This window comes from Altererythrobacter sp. CAU 1778 (assembly GCF_054482795.1).
Genome location: NZ_JBTLRP010000001.1, coordinates 1,125,635 through 1,145,739 on the forward strand (window position 1 = coordinate 1,125,635; position 20,105 = coordinate 1,145,739).

Annotated in this window: 18 protein-coding genes and 3 tRNA genes; 8 read left to right on the forward strand and 13 right to left on the reverse strand. The window is 64.2% G+C overall.

From position 1 onward, the window contains the following. Positions 1 to 10: 10 nt before the first annotated feature. Positions 11 to 562, reverse strand: a complete 552-nt coding sequence (locus ACXYN8_RS05265) for an FMN-dependent NADH-azoreductase (RefSeq protein WP_458888265.1) — start codon at positions 560 to 562, stop codon at positions 11 to 13. 94 nt (positions 563 to 656) lie between these two features. On the opposite strand from ACXYN8_RS05265, the gene ACXYN8_RS05270 reads away from it, so the two are divergent. After that, entirely contained in the window at positions 657 to 1,046 is a 390-nt protein-coding gene (locus tag ACXYN8_RS05270; RefSeq protein WP_458888267.1) for a winged helix-turn-helix transcriptional regulator, read from the forward strand. A gap of 496 nt (positions 1,047 to 1,542) precedes the next feature. Here the strand turns inward: ACXYN8_RS05270 and ettA are convergent, their stop codons facing one another. Further along, complete coding sequence (gene ettA, locus ACXYN8_RS05275; RefSeq protein ID WP_458888268.1) at positions 1,543 to 3,216, reverse strand: energy-dependent translational throttle protein EttA; 1,674 nt, start codon at positions 3,214 to 3,216, stop codon at positions 1,543 to 1,545. A 200-nt stretch (positions 3,217 to 3,416) separates the two neighbouring features. On the opposite strand from ettA, the gene ACXYN8_RS05280 reads away from it, so the two are divergent. From ACXYN8_RS05280 to ACXYN8_RS05290, 3 genes are all read left to right on the forward strand, one after another. Further along, positions 3,417 to 5,669, forward strand: a complete 2,253-nt coding sequence (locus ACXYN8_RS05280; protein ID WP_458888269.1) for a TonB-dependent receptor — start codon at positions 3,417 to 3,419, stop codon at positions 5,667 to 5,669. 58 nt (positions 5,670 to 5,727) lie between these two features. Next, on the forward strand, positions 5,728 to 7,116 hold the full coding sequence (locus ACXYN8_RS05285) for a M20/M25/M40 family metallo-hydrolase (RefSeq protein WP_458888270.1): 1,389 nt from the start codon (positions 5,728 to 5,730) through the stop codon (positions 7,114 to 7,116). A gap of 104 nt (positions 7,117 to 7,220) precedes the next feature. Beyond that, positions 7,221 to 7,673: a DUF421 domain-containing protein gene (locus tag ACXYN8_RS05290; RefSeq protein ID WP_458888271.1), complete on the forward strand. Its 453-nt coding sequence runs from the start codon at positions 7,221 to 7,223 to the stop codon at positions 7,671 to 7,673. Here ACXYN8_RS05290 and ACXYN8_RS05295 read toward each other — a convergent pair. The 5 genes from ACXYN8_RS05295 to ACXYN8_RS05315 form a co-directional block, all read right to left on the reverse strand. Then, positions 7,670 to 8,989, reverse strand: a complete 1,320-nt coding sequence (locus tag ACXYN8_RS05295) for an MATE family efflux transporter (protein ID WP_458888272.1) — start codon at positions 8,987 to 8,989, stop codon at positions 7,670 to 7,672. The two genes, ACXYN8_RS05290 and ACXYN8_RS05295, sit on opposite strands and share 4 nt — an antisense overlap. 78 nt (positions 8,990 to 9,067) lie before the next feature. Then, positions 9,068 to 9,144 (reverse strand) — tRNA-Pro (locus tag ACXYN8_RS05300). A gap of 23 nt (positions 9,145 to 9,167) precedes the next feature. Beyond that, positions 9,168 to 9,244 (reverse strand) — tRNA-Ile (locus tag ACXYN8_RS05305). Positions 9,245 to 9,343: 99 nt separating this feature from the next. Beyond that, the gene (locus ACXYN8_RS05310) at positions 9,344 to 10,345 is read right to left on the reverse strand and encodes a polysaccharide deacetylase family protein (RefSeq protein ID WP_458888912.1); all 1,002 of its coding nucleotides are present in this window, start codon (positions 10,343 to 10,345) and stop codon (positions 9,344 to 9,346) included. 43 nt (positions 10,346 to 10,388) lie between these two features. After that, positions 10,389 to 12,092, reverse strand: a complete 1,704-nt coding sequence (locus tag ACXYN8_RS05315; protein WP_458888273.1) for a sensor histidine kinase — start codon at positions 12,090 to 12,092, stop codon at positions 10,389 to 10,391. Positions 12,093 to 12,325: 233 nt separating this feature from the next. On the opposite strand from ACXYN8_RS05315, the gene ACXYN8_RS05320 reads away from it, so the two are divergent. Continuing rightward, a complete protein-coding gene (locus ACXYN8_RS05320) occupies positions 12,326 to 12,790 on the forward strand; it encodes an Lrp/AsnC family transcriptional regulator (protein WP_458888274.1) in 465 nt (154 codons plus the stop codon). Positions 12,791 to 13,123: 333 nt separating this feature from the next. Here the strand turns inward: ACXYN8_RS05320 and accC are convergent, their stop codons facing one another. From accC to ACXYN8_RS05350, 6 genes are all read right to left on the reverse strand, one after another. Continuing rightward, entirely contained in the window at positions 13,124 to 14,479 is a 1,356-nt protein-coding gene (accC, locus tag ACXYN8_RS05325; protein WP_458888275.1) for an acetyl-CoA carboxylase biotin carboxylase subunit, read from the reverse strand. 10 nt (positions 14,480 to 14,489) lie between these two features. Beyond that, entirely contained in the window at positions 14,490 to 14,981 is a 492-nt protein-coding gene (gene accB, locus ACXYN8_RS05330; protein ID WP_458888276.1) for an acetyl-CoA carboxylase biotin carboxyl carrier protein, read from the reverse strand. 92 nt (positions 14,982 to 15,073) lie between these two features. Beyond that, positions 15,074 to 15,508, reverse strand: a complete 435-nt coding sequence (locus ACXYN8_RS05335) for a type II 3-dehydroquinate dehydratase (RefSeq protein WP_458888277.1) — start codon at positions 15,506 to 15,508, stop codon at positions 15,074 to 15,076. A 42-nt stretch (positions 15,509 to 15,550) separates the two neighbouring features. Then, positions 15,551 to 16,261: an SMI1/KNR4 family protein gene (locus ACXYN8_RS05340; protein WP_458888278.1), complete on the reverse strand. Its 711-nt coding sequence runs from the start codon at positions 16,259 to 16,261 to the stop codon at positions 15,551 to 15,553. Between the two features lie 151 nt (positions 16,262 to 16,412). Further along, a complete protein-coding gene (locus ACXYN8_RS05345) occupies positions 16,413 to 16,826 on the reverse strand; it encodes a holin family protein (protein WP_458888279.1) in 414 nt (137 codons plus the stop codon). 78 nt (positions 16,827 to 16,904) lie between these two features. Continuing rightward, positions 16,905 to 16,981: transfer RNA gene (locus ACXYN8_RS05350), tRNA-Pro, on the reverse strand. A gap of 187 nt (positions 16,982 to 17,168) precedes the next feature. Between ACXYN8_RS05350 and yajC the strand changes: the two genes are divergently transcribed. Genes yajC through secF form a run of 3 tightly spaced genes read left to right on the forward strand, consistent with a single transcriptional unit; the run spans position 17,169 to position 20,104 of the window. Next, on the forward strand, positions 17,169 to 17,492 hold the full coding sequence (gene yajC / locus ACXYN8_RS05355; protein ID WP_458888280.1) for a preprotein translocase subunit YajC: 324 nt from the start codon (positions 17,169 to 17,171) through the stop codon (positions 17,490 to 17,492). A gap of 15 nt (positions 17,493 to 17,507) precedes the next feature. Further along, positions 17,508 to 19,112 (forward strand): protein translocase subunit SecD, encoded by a 1,605-nt coding sequence (secD, locus tag ACXYN8_RS05360; protein ID WP_458888281.1) that lies wholly within the window; start codon positions 17,508 to 17,510, stop codon positions 19,110 to 19,112. A gap of 14 nt (positions 19,113 to 19,126) precedes the next feature. Continuing rightward, on the forward strand, positions 19,127 to 20,104 hold the full coding sequence (gene secF, locus ACXYN8_RS05365; RefSeq protein ID WP_458888283.1) for a protein translocase subunit SecF: 978 nt from the start codon (positions 19,127 to 19,129) through the stop codon (positions 20,102 to 20,104). Position 20,105: the final 1 nt, after the last annotated feature.

Consider the following 20,105-nt stretch of genomic DNA (forward strand, 5'->3'; position numbering starts at 1 on the left):
GGCAATCGCCCTATAAGGCGAGCTTGCCGATTTCGCCCCGCGCAGATGCGATGGCCTGCGCCTTCATCTCGTCGCTGACCTTGAGCCCTTCGGCGATGATGAATTGCGGCGCGGTGATGCCGATGAAGCCGAACACGCTGGTGAGGTAGCGTTCGGCGTGCTCGACGCTGCGCTGGCCGCTGTCTTCGCCATAAAGGCCACCGCGCGCGATGGCGACGATGACGCGCTTGTCGCCCGCAAGGCCTTCGGCGCCTGTTTCGGTATAGCGGAAGGTCTCGCCCGCCACGAGGATGCGGTCGATCCACGCCTTCAGCTGGCTGGGAATGGTGAAATTGTACATCGGCGCGCCAATCACCACCGTGTCGGCTTCCTTGAACTGCCGCAGCGCTTCCTGCGAGTCCGCCTCTCCGAAAGCGGGGAAGGTCAGGTGGTCGAGCGGTTCTGCGGCGAGATCGCGGTAGGTCACTTCGCCTGCGCCGAGCGCGCCGACGATGGCGGCGGACAGATCGCGGCTGACGGAATCTTCGCCGCTGATGGAGGAATCGATGTGCAGTATCTTCATGTCATGTCTCCGGTCACAAATCTTGACCAGGGCCATGTATGCGACCACATAGAGTGTTCAAGAACGCAAATTTTCATGACCAGGTCACACCGATATGACTGCCAACGAACATCCGCATAACAACCCCGCCTGCCGCTCCGTCAGCGAGCTGCTGAGCCGCGTCGGCGACAAGTGGACCGTGCTGGTCGTGCGCGCTCTGGAGCAGGAGAGCCTGCGCTTCAACGAGCTGAAGCGCGAAGTCGGCGGTATCTCGCAACAAATGCTTACCCGCACCCTGCGCGCCCTCGAACGCGACGGCATGGTAGAGCGCACCGTCCACCCCACAATCCCGCCCCGCGTCGAATACGCGCTGACCGATTTCGGCCGCTCACTGGCGGTGCCGGTCATGGCCCTGGTGGACTGGACGTTCGAGAACCTGCCCGCGATTCATGCGAATAGGGAGGCGTTCGACGGGGTGCTGGAGGAGGAACGGCGGGTGGCTTGAATCGGCTGGGAAGCAGCCATTGCTGGCGCAGCTAAAACTGAACTTTGGAACCGCAATAACGAAAGGTGCGCCTTGGAAGGCGATGAGCCTCCGATGGCTGAAACACGAATGATGTTCTGAACAATATCGTGACCTTCACGTCGTCTTGATATGAATCGCCAAAGCGAACTGATGTGCATTCTCGCTTGAGCGTATAAGTCGAATTATCCTGTTTCAAACTCGCAACTTCGCATCTGGTCTGCTGGTCGTTTATGCCGTTTCGGCCGCCCCAGTAAGATAGGGTGTCGGCGTTCGAGGCATCTTTACAGGGAGTTCCAGTCTCCACGTATATGCCCCTTCGGAGTGGCAAAAGGTCGGCAGCAATCGCTCCCGAACTGATGAGAAGAAATAGTGGTGCTGCCGTCAGTACGCTTACCTTCATAACAGGGCATTCTGCCAGAAACGTCACCGTCCGCAACGGGGTCGTCACCGGACGGTCCGCTAACGACCCCAAACCTCACCGCGTCAGCTTCTTGTACGCCAACCTCGTAGGCCGATCTGCCGCATCGCCCAGACGGCGTCGCTTGTCTTCCTCGTAAGCTTCGAAGTTGCCCTCGAACCATTCCACGTGGCTGTCGCCTTCGAAGGCGAGGATGTGGGTGGCGAGGCGGTCGAGGAAGAAGCGGTCGTGCGAGATGACCACGGCGCAACCGGCGAAGTTCTCGATCGCCTCTTCCAGTGCGCCGAGCGTTTCCACGTCGAGATCGTTGGTCGGTTCGTCCAGCAGCAGCACGTTGCCGCCCTGCTTCAGCATCTTGGCCATGTGCACGCGGTTACGCTCACCGCCCGACAGCTTGCCGACGCTCTTCTGCTGGTCCGCGCCCTTGAAGTTGAACGCGCCGACATAGGCCCGCGTGCTGGTGTCGTGGCCATTGACCTTCATGTAATCGAGCCCGTCGGAGATTTCCTCCCACACGTTGTTGCCCGGCGTCAGGTCGTCGCGGCTCTGGTCGACATAGCCGAGGCGCACGGTCTCGCCGATCTCGATCTTGCCGTCGTCGGGCGTTTCCTGGCCCGTGATGATCTTGAACAGGGTGGACTTGCCCGCGCCGTTCGGCCCGATGACGCCCACGATGCCGCCCGGCGGCAGCATGAAGTCGAGGTTTTCGAACAGCAGCTTGTCGCCATAGGCCTTGGTGATGCCCTTGGCCTCGATCACCTTGCCGCCGAGGCGTTCGGGCACCTGGATGACGATCTGCGCCTTGCCCGGCTTGCGGTCGGACTGCGCGTCCTGCAGTTCCTCGAACTTGCGGATACGGGCCTTCGACTTGGTCTGGCGCGCGGCGGGGGTCTGCCGGATCCATTCCAGCTCGCGGCTGAGCGACTTCTGCCGACCCGATTCCTCGCGGTTTTCCTGCTCGAGGCGCTTGGCCTTCTTTTCCAGATAGGTCGAGTAATTGCCTTCGTAAGGATAGTACGAACCGCGGTCGAGTTCGAGAATCCAGCCGACGACATTGTCGAGGAAGTAGCGATCGTGGGTGATCATCAGCACCGCGCCCGCATATTCCTTGAGATGGTTTTCGAGCCATTCGACGCTTTCGGCATCGAGGTGGTTGGTCGGTTCGTCCAGCAGCAGGATCGAAGGCTTCTGGATCAGCAGGCGGGTGAGGGCGACGCGGCGCTTTTCACCGCCCGACAGGTTCTCGACCGATGCGTCGCCCGGCGGGCAGCGCAGGGCCTCCATCGCGATTTCGAGCTGGTTGTCGAGCGTCCAGCCATCGACCGCGTCGATCTTCGTCTGGAGGTCGGCCATTTCTTCGCCCAGCTTTTCGAAATCGGCGTCCGGTTCGGCCATTTCGGCGGCGATCGCGTTGTAGCGTTCGACCAGCTCGGCGGTTTCCTTCGCCCCTTGCCGCACGTTTTCCAGCACGGTCTTGGTCGGGTCGAGTTCCGGCTCCTGCTCCAGATAGCCGACGGTGATGTTCTCGCCCGCCCAGGCCTCGCCGGTGAAGTCGGTGTCGATGCCCGCCATGATCTTGATCAGGGTGGACTTACCCGCGCCGTTCGGCCCGACGATGCCGATCTTCGCGCCCTGGTAGAATTGCAGGTTGATGTTGCTCAACACCGGCTTCTGGGCACCGGGGAAGGTCTTGGTCATGTTCTTCATGACATAGGCGTATTGCGCGGCCATCGGGTCGTCCTTCGGGAATGAAAATGCGATTGGGAATCCCCGCGCAGATAGGCAGAAGCTGCCGCCGGGGCAAGCGCGCGTGGCAATTGCGCCACGCGGGCGGGGCGTTCGGTGCAGGCGGCGCGTGAAGCGTTTGACCACCGCGCGAAACGGGTGAATCAGGCCGCTTTCGCAACTCCACCAAGCGGGGGGCCCGTTTCATGTCGTTCAAATCCGTCTGTTTCGCTTCGTCCGGCGCGTCCGCGCTGATCGCTTCACTGGCCTTCGCCACGCCCGCCGCTGCCCAGCAGGCGGGGGCCGACGATGGCATCGGCGAGATCATCGTCACCGCGCAGCGGCGCGAGGAAAATCTGCAGGACGTGCCGATTTCGGTCGCGACGCTGTCCGGCGAGGCGCTGGAAGTGGCGACCGGCGCTGGCGCGGACATTCGCGCGCTGTCGGGCCGCGTCCCCAGCCTGAACATCGAAAGCTCTTTCGGCCGCACCTTCCCGCGTTTCTACATCCGCGGCCTCGGCAATACGGATTTCGATCTCAATGCCTCGCAGCCCGTCAGCCTCGTCTATGACGACGTCGTGCTGGAGAACCCGGTGCTGAAGGGCTTCCCGGTCTTCGACCTCGACCGCGTGGAAGTCCTGCGCGGACCGCAAGGCACGCTGTTCGGTCGCAATACGCCCGCCGGCATCGTCAAGTTCGACAGCGTGAAGCCGGGCAGCGGCGGCGGCTACCTGCGCGGCAGCTGGGGCAGCTTCAACACGATCAACGTCGAAGGCGCAGGCGATGTCGCGCTGGGCGAGGGGGCGGCCGTGCGCCTGTCCGGCCTTTATCAGCACCGCGACAACTGGGTCGACAATATCGACGAGCCGGGTGGTGACGATCTCGAAGGGTTCGACGAGATTGCCGCGCGTTTGCAGATCCAGCTGGAACCGACACCGGACACTACCGTCCGCCTTACCGGCCAGTACCGCGATCTCGACGGCACCGCGCGCGTTTTCCGCGCCAACGCCTTCGCCACCGGCAGCAACAAGCTGATCGGGCTGGGCGGGCCGGGCACCGAGTTCGAACGTGACGAAGTCCGCGCCGACGCGATCAACTTCCAGAACCTGAAGAGCTACAACGGCGCGCTTACCGTGGATCACGATGCGGGTCCGGTCACCATCACCTCGGTCACCAGCTACTGGAATGCGGAATTGAACAGCCGCGGCGACATCGACGGCGGCTTCGGTAATGCCTTTGCGCCCGAAATGGGGCCGGGCGTCATCCCGTTCTCCGCCCAGTCGCAGGACAATGTCCCCAGCCTCGACCAGTTCACGCAGGAAGTGCGGCTGGCGTCGAACGGCGACGGGCCGTTCGGCTACCAATTCGGCGTTTTCTACTTCAACGAGAAGCTCGACATCGAAAGCTTCGACTTCTCCAACCCGCAGGACACCACGCCCGCCGCCGTCGCCTTGCAGCGGCAGGACAGCGATGCATGGGGCGTGTTCGGATCGCTGGTCTACGAACTCGACAGCGGCACCCGCTTCCAGGCGGGCCTGCGCTACAATGACGACCAGCGCGACTTCACCGCTTCGCGCCCGGTGGACACCCGTCCCGGCTTCCTCGGCTTTGGCGGACCGGTTGCGCCGCTCAGCACCAGCGTGGAAGACAGCGTGGTGACATGGGACGCCGCCGTGACCCATCCGGTCAGCGAGGACGTCAACGTCTTTGCCCGCATCGCGCGCGGCTATCGCGCTCCGTCGATCCAGGGCCGCCTCGTCTTCGGGCGCGATCTTTCGGTCGCCGACAGCGAGACCACGATGAGCTACGAGGCGGGCGTCAAGACCACGCTCGGCGGGATCGCGCGATTCAACCTGACCGGATATTACTTCGCGACCAAGGATTTGCAGCTGACCGCCGTGGGCGGGGCGAACAACTTCACCACGCTGCTCAATGCCGACAAGGTCGATGGCTACGGCTTCGAGGCGGAGCTTAACCTGCGTTCCGGCGGGTTCGAGATGGGGGCGGGCCTCTCCTACAACGAAAACGAGATCAAGGATTCCAACGCCTTCGTGGCAGGCTGCGGCGCGCCATGCACCGTGCTCGACCCGCAGCGCCCCGGCAGCCCCGGCATCTACTCGATCGACGGCAACCAGCTGCCGCAGAGCCCGAAGTGGATTGCCAACTGGACGCTCGGTTACGCGCAGCCAGTCGGCAATGGCGAGGTCTATGCCTTCACCGACTGGGCCTATCGCAGCAAGGTGCAGTTCTTCCTCTACCGCTCGGTCGAATTCAGCGACGATTCGATGCTCGAAGGCGGCCTGAAGATCGGTTACCGCACCGACCGGTTCGATATCGCAGCCTTCGCGCGCAATATCACCGACGACGTTTCGGCAGTGAGCGGGATCGACTTCAACAATCTGACTGCAATGGTCAACGAACCGCGCATCTTCGGCGTTTCTGCCGGGATCAACTGGTAAGCTCTTTGCTGGCGGGCCGGGCCGTTGCGCCCGGCCTGCCAGCCTCTATAGCGGGCGCATGACTCGCAAGACCTTGCTGGCGTCCGTCGCCGCTCTCGCCGCATTCTCCATCCCTGCCGCCGCATGGGCCGACACCGGCCCGCCGCCTGAGCTGGAAAAGCGCGCCGACCTCGCCCTGCAATCTGATGAGAGCGCTTACGCCTTCGTGGAAGGCATCACGACGGAAATCGGCCCGCGTCAGGCCGGCACGCAGGCCGAGCGGCGCGGGCAGCAGTGGGCCGCACAATGGCTGCGCGATGCGGGCTTTGCCAATGTCGCTATCGAGCCGTTCACGATGGACACCTGGGTGCGCGGCGAGGAAAAGGCGTGGGTCGCTTCTCCCTATCCGCAGCCGATGCACATCACCGCGCTCGGCAACAGCGCCTCGACCGGCGAGAAGGGCATCGAGGCGGAGGTCGCCTATTTCGCCAGCTACGCGGATCTAGTCGACGCTGCGCCCGGAAGCCTGAAGGGCAAGATCGCCTTCATCAGCCACGACATGGCGCCAACGCAGGACGGCTCTGGCTACGGCTTCGCTGGCCCTGCGCGCTGGACCGGACCGAGCCTTGCCGCGAGCAAGGGCGCGCTGGCCACGGTCATCCGCTCCATCGGAACGGAGGACCACCGCACCCCGCACACCGGCGGCACGACTTTTGCCGAAGGCGTCTCTCCGACACCGGCAGGCGCGCTGAGCAATCCCGACGCCGACAATCTTGAGCGCATGTTCGCCCGCGCCGGCGGCACGCCCATCCGCATGAAGCTCGTGCTGACGCCGAAGAACCTCGGCCAGACGCAGAGCGGCAATGTCGTGGGTGAAATTCCTGGTCGTGACCTCAGCCTGCCGCCCGTGCTGCTCGCTTGCCATCTCGACAGCTGGGATCTCGGCACGGGCGCGGTCGACGATGCGGCGGGCTGCGGCATCGTGATTGCCGCCGCGCGCCATGCGGGGGAGGGCGACCAGCGTCTCCGGACAGTGCGCGTGCTGCTGGCAGGCGCCGAGGAAACCGGCCTCTGGGGCAGCAAGGCCTACGCCGCCGCCCATGCCGACGAACCTGTTGCCGTGGCGCTGGAAAGCGATTTCGGCGCGGACCGCATCTGGCGCTTCGACAGCAATTTCAAGGCGAGCAACCCGGGCCTCCACGCTCGGCTAGCCCGCGCCGTCGCGCGCTTCGGCGTCAGCAACGGCAGCGAAGTCGCGACCGGGGGCGCGGACATCAACATCGCCCGCGAACAGGGCGCAGCGATCATCGATTTGCAGCAGGACGGCACCCGGTATTTCGACCTGCACCATACGCCCGACGATACGCTCGACAAGATCGACCCGGCGCAATTGCGCCAGAACGTCGCCGTCTGGACGCAGGTTACGGGCATCCTCGCCAACGAACCGGGACCGATCAAGGGCGAGTGACGTTGATCCCCTGACACCAGGGGAGACATGTCATTTTCACCGACCAGACCACGCTCGACATTGTCCTGCGGGGGATAATCCTGTCCGCCGCCGCCTTGCTGTGGGTGATCCTGCTGATCCGGATCAACGGTTTGCGGTCGCTGTCGAAAATGACGAACTTCGACTTCGTAATGACCATCGCGATGGGCAGCGTGACGGCGGGTGCGGCGCAGGCGACGGAGTGGAGCGGCTTCGGACAAGCACTGGCGGCGCTCGTGGGGCTGTTCCTGACGCAATGGGTCGCGGCGCGGCTTCGCAAGAGTTCCGACACGGTCGAACAGATCATGCAGAACGAGCCGGTGCTGCTGATGCGAAACGGCGTGATCAATCACGATGCACTGTCCCGGTCGCGCGTTGCCGAAAGCGACCTCATCGCCAAGTTGCGGGAGGCAAACGTGCTGGAGTTCGAAAAGGTTCGGGCCGTGGTGCTAGAGACTACGGGCGATGTCTCCGTGTTGCATGGCGATGTGCTGGAAGATCGGCTGATCGCCAACGTGCGCGGCGTCGAGAATAACTAGATTGGAAAGGCTTGCCTGATCGCGCGCGGCAGCCACAGCGCCTGCAAGCCAGCGCGCACTGCGAGAAACAGGACGAAGCTCGCCCACAGGCCGTGATTGCCGAGCGGCCAACTCAGCCACAGCGCCAGCGCGAAGACCGCGGCGCTGATCGCCATCGTGATCAGCAGTGCGCGCGTCCAGCTTGCCCCGACATATACGCCGTCAAACACGAAACCCGCGACGCCGGCAAATGGGATCAGCACCAGCCAGATCGCCATCGCCTGCGCTTCGGCTGCAACCTGCGGCGTGGCGGCAAAGCTGGCGAGGATCGGGTCGGCCAGCAGGGCGAACCCCAGTGCAACCAGCACCGCGACGCCCGCGCCGCGCAGCAGGATCGCACCGACATAACGGCGAAAACCGTCGCGATCGGCCGCTCCGGCACGCTCCCCGTTCAGGACCTGCGCTGCATTCTCGAACCCGTCGAGAAGCAGGGCCGTAAGCACGAACATCTGGTAGAGGATGCCGTTCGCCGCCAGCACCACGGCACCACGTTCCGCGCTGAGGCGGGTGAGGGCAGCCAGCGCGAGCATCAGGACCAGCGTGCGGAGAAAGAGGTCGCGATTGACCGAGAGGAACGGTCGCAGATTACCCCAGCCAAGCACGCCGCGCAGCGATGCGCCTTGCAGCAGCCCGTCCGGCAGCGTGCGCGCGACGAACAGCCCGACCGCAGCGACCTTCGCATATTCGGCGATGAAACTGGACCAGCCGACCCCGGCTATGCCCCAGTCGAGGCCGAGCACGAACCACAGCCCCAGCGCAACGTTGAGCCCGTTGTAGGCGACTTCGAACAACAGCACGGCTTTCATCCGCCGCCGCCCGACGAGGTATCCGACCAGCGCGAGATTGGTCAGCACGCCCGGCGCCGTCCAGTAACGAATATCGGCGTAGGTCCGCGCGGCGGCCAGCACCTCGCCCTTCGCCCCCAATGCTGAAAGCAGAAGCGGCATCAACACCGGCTTCAGCAGCAAAAGGACGAGGGCGATGCACAGCGCCACTGCGATCCCGCGCAGCAGCAGCTCGCCCTGGGCCCGCACCCCGTTTCGCGTCCCGGCCTGCGCGATGAGGCCGGTGGTGCCGGTCTTGAGGAAGTTCATCACGGTGAACAGCACCGCGAACAACCGCGCGCCGACATCGACAGCACCCTGTGTCGCGGCGTCATCCAGCCGCCCGACGATCCACATATCGCCAAGCCCGATAAGCGCTGTGGCGACATTGGTGACCATGGCAGGAAGGGCAATTGCCCAGATCACGCGGGTATCGAGGGGCGAAGCGGTCATCGGCGTGGCTGGCCCTTCGCTATCGCTCCCGCGGCTCAACGCAAAACCGCCGCCCGACGGAGTTCGCCCTTACGAAATTGGTCGGGGAGACAGGATTCGAACCTGCGACCCTCTGTTCCCAAAACAGATGCGCTACCAGGCTGCGCCACTCCCCGACCGGTCTTCGCGCGCGACACGCTGGTGGGCCCGGCAGGACTCGAACCCGCGACCTAGCCGTTATGAGCGGCCAGCTCTAACCAACTGAGCTACAGGCCCCCGGTATCGGCCAGACCGCAAGCCCTGCGGAATCGGCCCATACGTGCGCGCGGTGTGACGCCTAGTGGGGGCGGCGCGGCAACACAAGCCAAGATGCGCCTAGCGCTTCACCACCTGCATGATTTCGGCCCCGGTGCTCGGCCTGACGCCGCGCTGTTCGAGATAGGCGAACACGCGCCGCCACCAGTTATAGAAGCGATCCAGATCGCCTTCGGTGCGGACGTAGGGCGTGTAGCCGGGCAGGATCGACGGACTGTGGAAGGACAGCACCAGCACCGGAAGGTTGTCGTCCAGTGCCATGTCGATCCCGCGAAATGCCTCTTCCACAGAAATCCCCTCCGGCGTCAGAGGTATCCGTTCCAGCAGGCCAAGCCGCGCCAGCACGCCGCGCATCTGCGGCATTCGCCACAGGCGGGGATAGATGGCTGGACCCTGGCGCCGCAGCATTCCCCAGAACGTCGTGGTGAGCGGAAGTTCGAGCAGCTGCCTTTCTCCGTCGACCCAATAGGGTTCCAGCGGATGGCCGCGAAAATTCGCTCCGCCCGCGTGGCTGTAGTCCCAGTGCGGGCGGACGGAGGTATCGATCGCGATGCCCGCTTCCATCAGCAGTTCGGCAGTATTCGGGCCCACACCGTAACGGCCGGCGCGGTAGAGACGCGGGCTGACCCCGAAGTTCTCCTCGATCGCATCGCGCAGGCGCAGCAGTTTCTCGCGTTCCAGCGCGCGCGGTAAGTTCCCGGCAAAGCTGTTGTGGAGGTTGACCTCCTCCTCGTGCGGGGGATTGACCCACGGGTGCAGCTGCACGCCGATCTCGGCACGGCCGTCGGCCACCGCGTCGCGCAGGATGTCGCCCGCCCGCTGCGAGGTAGCGATGGGCCAGTCGACCAGATAGATCGGGACGACGCCTTCGCCCTCGCAGAATTGCTGGAACTTGCGGAGTTGGGGAACGTGCTTGATGCCGTGCTGATCGCGGCTGAAATCGGCGTTCCAGTCAAATTCCTCTTCTGCATCGACCGTCAGCAGGAAACGCGGCACCGGGTCCGCGCCGAAGCTGGCGCGTTGGGCTGGCTGCGGTGCCCTGGTGATGTCGAGACTGGCGATTTTGGCCCCCCTTGGTCGCGCAGGAGGCGGAGGGCAAAATGCCTCAGGCCTCGGCCCGTTCGCTATGGTCCACGTTCACCTTGGTCAAGAGCGGCAGTTGCAGAACCAGCGTGTCGCCGTCGCGATAGAGCCGCCCGCCGCAGGCCCGCGCTTCCGCCCGCGCAAGGCGCAGTGCGAAGGCATTGCCGAACATGCTGGCACTTAGCGAGCGGGAACCCCCGCTGACGGTCGCGGTGAAGACGTCGTCCTGCCGCGCCATGCTGGCGGGCAACAGCCAGACCAGCTGGGCCTGTCCTTCGCGACGATCCAGAAAACAGCGTCCTTTCTCCCCGGCGTCGAGCGCGCTGGCGAGCGAAGCGGCAACGCGCCAGACCATCCGTTCGGTTTCGCGCGCGTCGCGTTCCAGTGCGAAGTCGGCATCCGCCGCGTCCAGAGTAAAGCTGGCGCCGCGCGCAGCCAGCACCGGCTCGATCTGGCGCAGGCTGGAGCTGGCAATGGCGTAGACGTCGCACCGGCCTGGTTCCAGTTCCAGCGCGCCGGTCTGGAGCCGCGCGTAGCGGTCGATCTCTTCGAAACCGGCAAGCATCCGCGCCGCATCGCCCGCGACTTCGGCGGCGAGCGCGCGGTATTCGTGCGGCACGGGACCGACGATCTGCTGCTGGATCACCTCGGCAAAGCCCTGGATCGCATTCGCCGGCGTGCGCAGTTCGTGGAGCGTCTGTCGCATCCTGTCGGCCTGGCTGCGCGCAGCCTCTTCCTGCGGATCCGGTTCCTCCACCACGGACAGTCGGCGCAGCCGCCCGCGATAACCGTCGAACGCGCCCGACAGGGGCGCGAAGACCGGTGCGGCGTCGATCTGCCAATGCCCCGCAATTGCCGCCGATCCGGTGATCTGCACGGCCGCGCCCTCGATCGGCTGGCGACGGCGCACACGCTCCATCGTGCGCGGATCGGCATGGCTCGTGCTAGCGGAGCGCGGGGCGAGCAGCGACATTCCGAAGAGCATCGGCGCCACATTCGGGTCCGCCCAGATGACCGTACCGCCCGCATCGGTCGCGAAATCCATCGCGGAGGTGACGTAGCGGCCCTGCAACTGGTCCGCCTCGTCCAGCGGCAGGCGCGGATCCTGAGGCTCCACCTCTGCGGGCTGGCTGTCGCGTTTCTTCTGGAAGGCTTCGATGCGGCGAACGATGGCTGCGATATCGTCGGGCCGCTCTTCCGGCGCAGGCTCGAACGGGATCGGCTCTGGCGAGGAGGACTCGGCCTCGGGTGCCTCCATTTCGGGACTGGTCTCGAGCGGTTCCGGTGGCGGTCCCGTCAGCACGAAGTCATGGACGCCCAGCTGGCTGAGCATCTGCATGATGCGCGGAGTGTGGCTGCGATGACGCAGAAAACCGCGTGAGGTGATTGGCAGTCTGGGGATCAGCGCCAGCCAGCTGTCCTCATCGAGCTGCGCGCCAGCGACCGCCGCGGCGGCAACCGGCGGTTCCGCACGGGCGAGCATCAGCAGCAAGGCCGGATTGCGAATGCGCCCGCCGACCTGTCGCACAACCGCCTCGCGCGCGGGGGCGGGCAAGTCCTGCGAAAGCTCGTCCAGTCGCGCGAAGGCGCTCGCCACCGTGGGCGAAGCCGCTTCGAACGGCCCGGTGCCCAGCAGATCGAGCAGCTGCAGGAACTGCGTGCGCATGGCCCGCTCGCCATCAGGCGAAGCGCGCAGCACTGTTCCAAGGCGGTCGTCGAAATGCATCCGGTTCCTAACTCTCGCGCCGCCCGTTCGGCGCCGCGAAGCGGCGATGGTCACCGAACTGGCGGCAAGCCGCAATCGCTACCACCGATTTCGTCGTGGGAAACTGCGCGGGCCCCGCCGTTGCAAAGCGGGACAATTGCCTGCATATATTATTAAATTGCTTGCGCGTGAACATAATGGTGTGATTCTGTCGGCAAGATGACCGGCAGTTGCGCGGATGCAGGGGAGTACAGATGGCCAATCTCGATTCGATCGACCGCAAGCTGCTGGCCGAGCTGCAGAAAAACGGTCGGATAACCAATGTCGAGCTGGCGCATCGCGTCGGGCTGACGGCGCCGCCATGCCTGCGCCGTGTTCGCGCGCTGGAGGAAAGCGGCGTGATCCGGGGCTACCACGCCGATCTGGACGCGTCTCAGCTAGGCTTCGCGATTACCGTCTATGCGATGGTCAGCCTGAAGAGCCAGGCGGAAGGCGACTTGCGCGCGTTCGAGGAACACGTGCAGACGCTGCCCGAAGTGCGCGAGTGCCATATGCTGAATGGCGAGATCGATTTCATCCTGAAAGTCGTCAGCCGTGATCTGCAAAGCTTTCAGGAATTTCTGACCAGCAAGCTGACCCCCGCGCCGAACGTTGCGAGCGTGAAGACAAGCCTGACGATCCGCACAAACAAGCACGAACCGGGCGTGCCGCTGGGTTAATCCGCGCGCAACGGGTCGCCTGGCGACACGCTCCCGCTGACGCTCACCGACATTCTCTACCGCAAAATAGTCCTTACAGGCCAAGTGGGTTCAGTCAGCGGGCGACGCGCAAGCAAATGGCATCGTCGATACGCTTCTGAACCGCGTGGCGTCGGGTTGCTGGGTCAACAGCTTGTCCGAAGTGGTCAATGCACGCTACCAGTTTTCCGACATCAACAGACCGGTATCATGCCGATCGAACCGCATCATGGTCGAGGCAATCTCGACGGCAAAATGGTGCTGCAATGGCACGACGGCGCGAATTTCATCGCCGAGCGGATGTGACGGCGGCGATCAGTCGCCCTTCGCCCGCTCTGCCAGCCATTCTTCCAGCCACTTGATGGTGTAGTCACCAGACAGGATGTCGGGGTCTTCCAGCAGCGCCTGGTGCAGCGGGATGTTCGTATTCACGCCTTCGACCACCATTTCGCCCAGCGCACGGCGCAGGCGCATGATGCAGCCTTCGCGGTTGCGCCCATAGACGATGAGCTTGGCGATCATGGAATCGTAATACGGCGGGATGCTGTATCCGGCGTAAAGGCCACTATCGACGCGCACGTGCATGCCGCCGGCGGCATGGTAGTGCGTCACCTTGCCGGGGCTGGGTGCGAAGTTCCATGCGTCTTCGGCATTGATGCGGCACTCGATCGCGTGTCCGGTGAAGCGCAGGTCTTCCTGGGTGACCGACAGCGGCTTGCCATCGGCGATGCGGATCTGCTCACGCACAAGATCGACGCCGGTGATTGCCTCCGTCACCGGGTGTTCCACCTGCAGGCGGGTGTTCATCTCGATGAAGTAGAACTCGCCGTTTTCCCACAGGAACTCGATCGTGCCTGCGCCGCGATAGGCCATCTTGGCCATGGCATCGGCAACCACGCCGCCCATGCGATCGCGCTCTTCTGGCGTGATGACGGGGGAGGGGGCCTCTTCCAGCACCTTCTGGTGGCGGCGCTGGAGCGAGCAGTCGCGCTCGCCGAGGTGGATCGCATTGCCTTCGCCATCGCCGAACACCTGGAATTCGATGTGGCGCGGATTGCCGAGGTATTTCTCGATATAGACGGTGGCGTCGCCGAAGGCAGCCTTCGCTTCGCTGCCGGCCTGCTGCATCAGCGTTTCGAGCTTGTCCTCGCTCTCGCACACTTTCATGCCGCGACCGCCGCCGCCCGAAGCCGCCTTGATGATGACGGGGTAGCCGATTTCGGCAGCGATCTTCTGCGCTTCGGTCACTTCGGACACTGCGCCGTCGCTGCCCGGCACCAGCGGCAAGCCAAGCTCGCCGGCAGTCTGCTTGGCAGCAACCTTATCGCCCATGGTGCGGATGTGTTCGGGCTTGGGGCCGATCCACTTGATGCCGTGCGCCTCGACAATTTCCGCAAAGCGCGCGTTTTCGGAGAGGAAGCCGTAGCCGGGGTGGATCGCGTCGCAATCGGCAACCTCGGCGGCGGAGATGATCGCGGCCTGGTTGAGGTAGCTCTCGCTCGCCGCGGGCGGGCCGATGCAGACCGCGTGGTCCGCCAGCCGTACGTGCATGGCATCGGCGTCGGCAGTGGAGTGCACCGCTACCGTCTCGATACCCATTTCATGTGCCGCGCGATGGATGCGCAGAGCGATTTCGCCGCGATTGGCGATCAGTATCCGTCTGATGCCCATGGTACTTTCCTCAGTCGATGACGACGAGCGGCTGGTCGAATTCGACCGGCTGGGCATTGTCGACGAGGATGGACTTCACCGTGCCGGACTTGGGCGCGGAAATAGGGTTCATCACCTTCATTGCCTCGATGATGACCAGCGTGTCGCCTTCCTTCACGCTGTCGCCGATCGAAACGAAGTCCTTCGCGCCCGGTTCGGGCGCGAGATAGACCGTGCCGACCATGGGCGACTTGATCGCGTCCAGCGGCGCTGCCGGCGCTTCCGCCTGGGGCGCGGCCTGTGCCGGCGCCGCGGCTGCGGGAGCGGCGTGAGCGACGGGCGCGGCCATCGGCGCGGCGGCCATCACGGTTCCCCCGCGCGAGACCTTGATCTTGCGATCGCCGTCCTCGACCTCGATTTCGGTGAGCCCGGTTTCCCCGAGCAGTTCCGCCAGTTCGCGCACCAGCGCGCTGTCGATATTCATGCCGGTGCTGCCACCGGCGTTGCCTTTGCGTTCGGCCATAAGAACCCTTGGTATCGTTATCGTGTCGCGGATGCGAAATGCGGTCGCTATGCGCGGCTCGGCCCCGCGTGGCAAGCCCGTCAGCAGCAGTTTTAGAGAGCCGCGGCCTTTTCCAGCGCGACGACATAGCCGCGCGCGCCCATGCCCTTCACCTCGTCCACCGCGCCCATTCCAACCCACGAATGGTGGCGAAATTCCTCCCGCGTGGAGGGATCGGAGAGATGAACTTCGATCACCGGCACGCCAATGGCCTTTATCGCGTCGAGCAGGGCGATGGAGGTGTGGGTGTAGGCCGCCGCGTTCAGCAACACGGCGCGCGCATTCATCGCGTTCGCCTCGTGCAGCCAGTCGACCAGCATCCCTTCGTGATTGGTCTGGCGCATATCGATTTCGAGCCCGAGTTCGCGCGCACGGTCTTCCAGCATTCCGGCAATGTCGTCGAGCGTGTCGGAGCCGTAGATCTCCGGCTCGCGCAGGCCGAGCAGGTTGAGATTGGGGCCGTTGAGGACGTAAACGAGATTGCTCATGCCGGTGCCCTTAGCCGAGCGGCTTGGCGGCGCAAATGGCGATCAAAGGTAGGGGCCGGGCGCGCCAAGCAATTTGCGCGCGCCTTCGTGGAAGTGATCCACCGCAGGGTCTTTCAGACGGAAGAGGCGGAGAATCGGCTCCCCAGTGCTGGCGTCGAAGCGGAAATTGCCCGATTCCAGCAGGTCCGCGATCCATTCGAGGAATTGGCCCAGCGATGGCGCGAGCACGGCTTTCACATCCTCGTCACGACCGAACAGGATGACCTGCCCGACTGTGCCCTTGGGCCATGGATCGAAGTCCAGGCCGATCGAATTGCCGGAGAAGTCGATTGTCAGGGGCAACCACTTTGCGTTGACATAGGCCGGATCGACCGCGCCTTCCGGCCAGCTTCCGCCAGGGATTTCGTAGCGATTGCCGAAATCCGCCTCCACCCGGCGCCACATCTTCCATTCCGCCTCCACCCATTCGAGCGGGATGATCGGCAGGCCGTAGATATGACCGTGGCGGTCGTCGGTCTCGCCATCGTGCCACAGATAGAGCTGGCGATAGGCGCGGGGCAGGGTGATGCCGACCACCTGTTCGAGTTTGTCCAGTGCCGCTTCGGTGGCTGGCGGATTGAACTGGTAGAGCGCCGGGTCGAGGTGGACCTCGTACCAAGACTCCAGTCGTTTGAGCACTGGCGCGATGTCTTCCTCGACAAGCGGGGCGGGCGTTCCTGCGGGGCGCTTCGGTGGTGGGCTTTTGCTATCCATCGAACCTCTCCGCGTTGCCATCGAGCACATCGGCGGACCGACCCCGAGGGCGAACACACCGCCTGCCAGGATGCTGCCAAGAATCAGCGCACGGCGGGAGGTGTCCATGACGGGCGATGCTGCATCAAAGCACCGCCCGCTGCAAGCCGACTCAGCCTTTGATGCCCTTCGCCTTGCCCCATTGCCGAGCGGCGGTGTAGCCGAGATAGCCGGTCCCGAAGAGGGCGTAGAGTTCGTCCGGCAAGCCGCGCAGGTAGCCGGTCATGCCTTTGCCGATATTGCCGGCCGCTGCCGGATCGAAAGCGGAAAGCACGCCCATGGGGATGGCGAACAGGATGATCGCGTACATGACGTAGAGGAAGCTCGGACGCGCGCGACTGGTCCATGGATCGGCGGACCTGGCCTCCGTCACGATGGCGGACAGGCGCGCTTCGATCGCTTTCAGCTCATGCGTGCCTTCCAGCGCGAGAAGTTCGAGCTTTGCGCGGGCCCGCGCGTCCTTGTCCGGTATGATCTTGTCGATGAGGGAAGCGATCGGGCCGATCATGGATTCGATGAGCGCCATGGGATACTCCGCTGCTGCAACTGCTGGGGAGTCGCGCCGGGTAACCATATGCATCGATGTAGGAAAATGATTTTCCACTGGTCGGGATGACTGGATTCGAACCAGCGACCCCCACACCCCCAGTATGGTGCGCTACCAGGCTGCGCTACATCCCGATCCAGTGGAGGCGCGCCTATATGCGCTGGCTGGACGCATGGCAAGCGCTGCAAATCATGCTTTGCCGCCCCACCGAAGGCGCGTTGCCTAGCCCCTGCATTGCTGCTAGGCGCGCCGCACTTGAAGCGGGGGCAGGGTGCGCCCAGTTTCCCGCGCAATTTCAGAACGACAAAAAGAGCCACCGCAATGCTGAATATTCTAGCCGCTGCCGCCGGGGCGGATGCCCCTCCGGGATGGGTCCAGTGGGTGCCGATCGCGGGCATGATCGCGATTTTCTGGTTCCTGATCATTCGCCCGCAAATGCGCCAGCAGAAGCAGCATCGCGAAAAGATCGGGAGCATCAAGAAAGGCGACAAGGTCGTCACAGCTGGCGGCCTGCTCGGCAAGGTCGTGAAGGTGGACGACGATTACGTCGATCTTGAACTTGCACAGGGCGTGCGGGTGAAAGCTGTCAAGTCGACCATCGGTGACATCATCCCCCCGGGCGGCGCCGCCGCCGCGAACGACTAAGAGGCAGCGCGCGAAATGCTGGAATTTCCCCGCTGGAAGAAGGTCTGGCTGTGGGGCCTGACGCTGCTGGGCGTGCTCGCGGCGATCCCCTCGATCTTCTCGGTAAGCAATATGGCATGGCCTTCCAGCCTGCCGAGCCCGACTGTAAATCTCGGCCTCGATCTTGCGGGCGGCAGCCACATCCTGCTCGAAGCAGAACCGAGCCAGGTTGCGCGCGCGCGGCTTGAGAACATGGAAGAATCGGTTCGCAGCGCCCTTCGCGCTGCCGAGCCGCGCATCCGCCACGGCGAGGTTTCGACCAGCGACGGGCGGCTGACCTTCATGCTCGACGATGCGAGCCAGGTCGACGCCGCGCGCGAGGAAATCCTGCCGCTGACCAACGGCGCCGGGCTGACCGGGCAGCGCGACTGGACCATCGAAGTCGTCGACGGCAGCCGCTTCGTCATCGCTCCGACCGAAGCGGGTATCTCTCAAGCGGTCACCTCCGCCATGGACAGCGCCACCGAAGTGGTGCGCAAACGCATCGACTCGCTGGGCACGCGTGAGCCGACGATCATTCGCCAAGGCGACACGCGCATCGTCGTGCAGGTGCCGGGCCTCGAAGATCCGCGCGCGCTGAAGGAACTGCTTGGCCAGACCGCGAAACTCGAATTCAAGCTGGTCGATCTGGAAGCGCTCCCGGCAGACGTCGCGCAGGGCATTGCTCCGGTCGGCAGCCAGGTGCTTCCCGTCGCCGATCCGCAGAGCTTCGGTGCGAACTCCATCGCGGTTAAGCGTCTTGGCGGGGTGAAGGGCGACAACCTGACCAATGCCGTCGCCTCGCGCGATCAGCAGAGCAACGAGCCGGTCGTCGACATCACCTTCGACAGCGAGGGCGGACGCCGCTTTGCCACGCTGACGCAGCAGAATGTCGGCAAGCCTTTCGCGATCATCCTCGACGGCGAGGTGATCTCCGCGCCGCGCATCAACGATCCGATCCTGGGCGGACAGGCGCAGATTTCCGGTGGCTTCACGCAGGAAGAGGCGCAGCAGCTTGCCGTCTCGCTGCAGTCGGGTGCGCTGCCGGTCGACCTGACCGTGATCGAGGAGCGGACCGTTGGTCCGGACCTCGGTGCGGATTCGATCAGGAAGGGCATCATTGCCCTCGGCGTCGGCGCGATCGCCGTGCTGTTGCTGATGGGGCTGACCTACGGCCGCTTCGGCATGTATGCCAATGCCGCGCTGGTGCTGAACGTGCTCATCATCCTCGGCATCATGGCGGTGATCAACACCACGCTGACGCTGCCGGGCATCGCCGGTTTCGTCCTGACGATCGGTTCCGCGGTCGACGCCAACGTCCTCATTAACGAGCGTATTCGCGAGGAGCGAAAGCGCGGGCGGCGCGTGTTCCAGGCCGTGGAGAACGGGTACAAGGAAGCCAGCCGCGCCATTTACGACGCCAACATCACTAACGTGATCGCGGCGGCGCTGCTCTTCTACTTCGGTTCCGGCCCGGTGCGCGGCTTCGCCATCGTGCTGGTGATCGGTATCGTCACCTCGGTCTTCACCGCGGTCGTGCTGACCCGCATGTGGGTCGCCGGCTGGCTGCGCAAGGCGCGGCCCAGCGACCTGCAGGTTTAAAGGGATAGCGAGACATGAAACTTCTTAAACTCGTCCCCGACGATACGAACATCCAGTTCCTGCGCTGGCGCGTGCCCTTCTACGTGGTCAGCATCCTGCTGATCATCGCAAGCTGGGCGTTGGTTGCCATCAACGGCCTCAACTACGGCGTGGATTTCGAAGGCGGGCAGGAAGTGCGCGTGACCTTCGAAGGCCGCGCCGAGGCCCCGATTCCGCAGCTGCGCGAGCAGATCGGCGCGCTCGGTTACGGCGAGCCGACCATCCAGCGCTTCGGCGAGGACAACCAGGTCTCGATCCGCGTACGCCTCCCCGCGGACGCGGAAAGCACGCCGGGCGCGGCGACGGCCATCGGCGACCGGGTGATCTCCGACATTCAGGCGAATTATCCCAATGTCAGGCAGGACGGCAACGACACCGTGTCCGGCAAGGTCGCGGGTGAGTTCCGCGAAACTGCGCTGTTCGCACTCGTCGCTGCCATGATCGCCATCGCGCTCTACATCTGGGTACGGTTCGAATGGCAGTTCGGCGTCGGTGCGCTTTTCGCGCTGTTCCACGACGTGTCGTTGACCGCCGGATTGTTCGCGCTGTTCCAGCTCGAATTCGACCTCAAGATCATCGCCGCCTTCCTGACCATCATCGGCTATTCGTTGAACGATACGATCGTGATCTACGACCGCATCCGCGAAAACCTGAAGAAACGCCGCAAGATGCCCCTGGCGCAATTGCTCGACCTGTCGGTCAACGAGACGCTCGCGCGCACGGTGATGACCTCGCTGACGCTGCTGGTCGTGCTGGTCGCGCTGCTGCTGCTCGGACCGGAAAGCCTGTTCGGCTTCACCGCTGCAATCACGCTCGGTATCTTCGTCGGGACTTACAGCTCGGTCTACATGGCCGCGCCGATCCTGATCTGGTTGGGCGTCAATTCCGACAGCTTCGTGCCGCAGGAAAGTGCCGTGGAGCTGCAGGACAAGGCTGCCCGCACGCAGGCGTGAT

What these genes read in the sequence shown, in the direction of transcription:
- ACXYN8_RS05265 (WP_458888265.1), bottom strand. Translation starts at nt 562, where the DNA reads ATGAAGATACTGCACATCGATTCCTCCATCAGCGGCGAAGATTCCGTC.
- ACXYN8_RS05270 (WP_458888267.1), top strand. Translation starts at nt 657, where the DNA reads ATGACTGCCAACGAACATCCGCATAACAACCCCGCCTGCCGCTCCGTC.
- ettA (WP_458888268.1), bottom strand. Translation starts at nt 3,216, where the DNA reads ATGGCCGCGCAATACGCCTATGTCATGAAGAACATGACCAAGACCTTC.
- ACXYN8_RS05280 (WP_458888269.1), top strand. Translation starts at nt 3,417, where the DNA reads ATGTCGTTCAAATCCGTCTGTTTCGCTTCGTCCGGCGCGTCCGCGCTG.
- ACXYN8_RS05285 (WP_458888270.1), top strand. Translation starts at nt 5,728, where the DNA reads ATGACTCGCAAGACCTTGCTGGCGTCCGTCGCCGCTCTCGCCGCATTC.
- ACXYN8_RS05295 (WP_458888272.1), bottom strand. Translation starts at nt 8,989, where the DNA reads ATGACCGCTTCGCCCCTCGATACCCGCGTGATCTGGGCAATTGCCCTT.
- ACXYN8_RS05315 (WP_458888273.1), bottom strand. Translation starts at nt 12,092, where the DNA reads ATGCATTTCGACGACCGCCTTGGAACAGTGCTGCGCGCTTCGCCTGAT.
- ACXYN8_RS05320 (WP_458888274.1), top strand. Translation starts at nt 12,326, where the DNA reads ATGGCCAATCTCGATTCGATCGACCGCAAGCTGCTGGCCGAGCTGCAG.
- accC (WP_458888275.1), bottom strand. Translation starts at nt 14,479, where the DNA reads ATGGGCATCAGACGGATACTGATCGCCAATCGCGGCGAAATCGCTCTG.
- accB (WP_458888276.1), bottom strand. Translation starts at nt 14,981, where the DNA reads ATGGCCGAACGCAAAGGCAACGCCGGTGGCAGCACCGGCATGAATATC.
- ACXYN8_RS05335 (WP_458888277.1), bottom strand. Translation starts at nt 15,508, where the DNA reads ATGAGCAATCTCGTTTACGTCCTCAACGGCCCCAATCTCAACCTGCTC.
- ACXYN8_RS05340 (WP_458888278.1), bottom strand. Translation starts at nt 16,261, where the DNA reads ATGGATAGCAAAAGCCCACCACCGAAGCGCCCCGCAGGAACGCCCGCC.
- ACXYN8_RS05345 (WP_458888279.1), bottom strand. Translation starts at nt 16,826, where the DNA reads ATGGCGCTCATCGAATCCATGATCGGCCCGATCGCTTCCCTCATCGAC.
- yajC (WP_458888280.1), top strand. Translation starts at nt 17,169, where the DNA reads ATGCTGAATATTCTAGCCGCTGCCGCCGGGGCGGATGCCCCTCCGGGA.
- secD (WP_458888281.1), top strand. Translation starts at nt 17,508, where the DNA reads ATGCTGGAATTTCCCCGCTGGAAGAAGGTCTGGCTGTGGGGCCTGACG.
- secF (WP_458888283.1), top strand. Translation starts at nt 19,127, where the DNA reads ATGAAACTTCTTAAACTCGTCCCCGACGATACGAACATCCAGTTCCTG.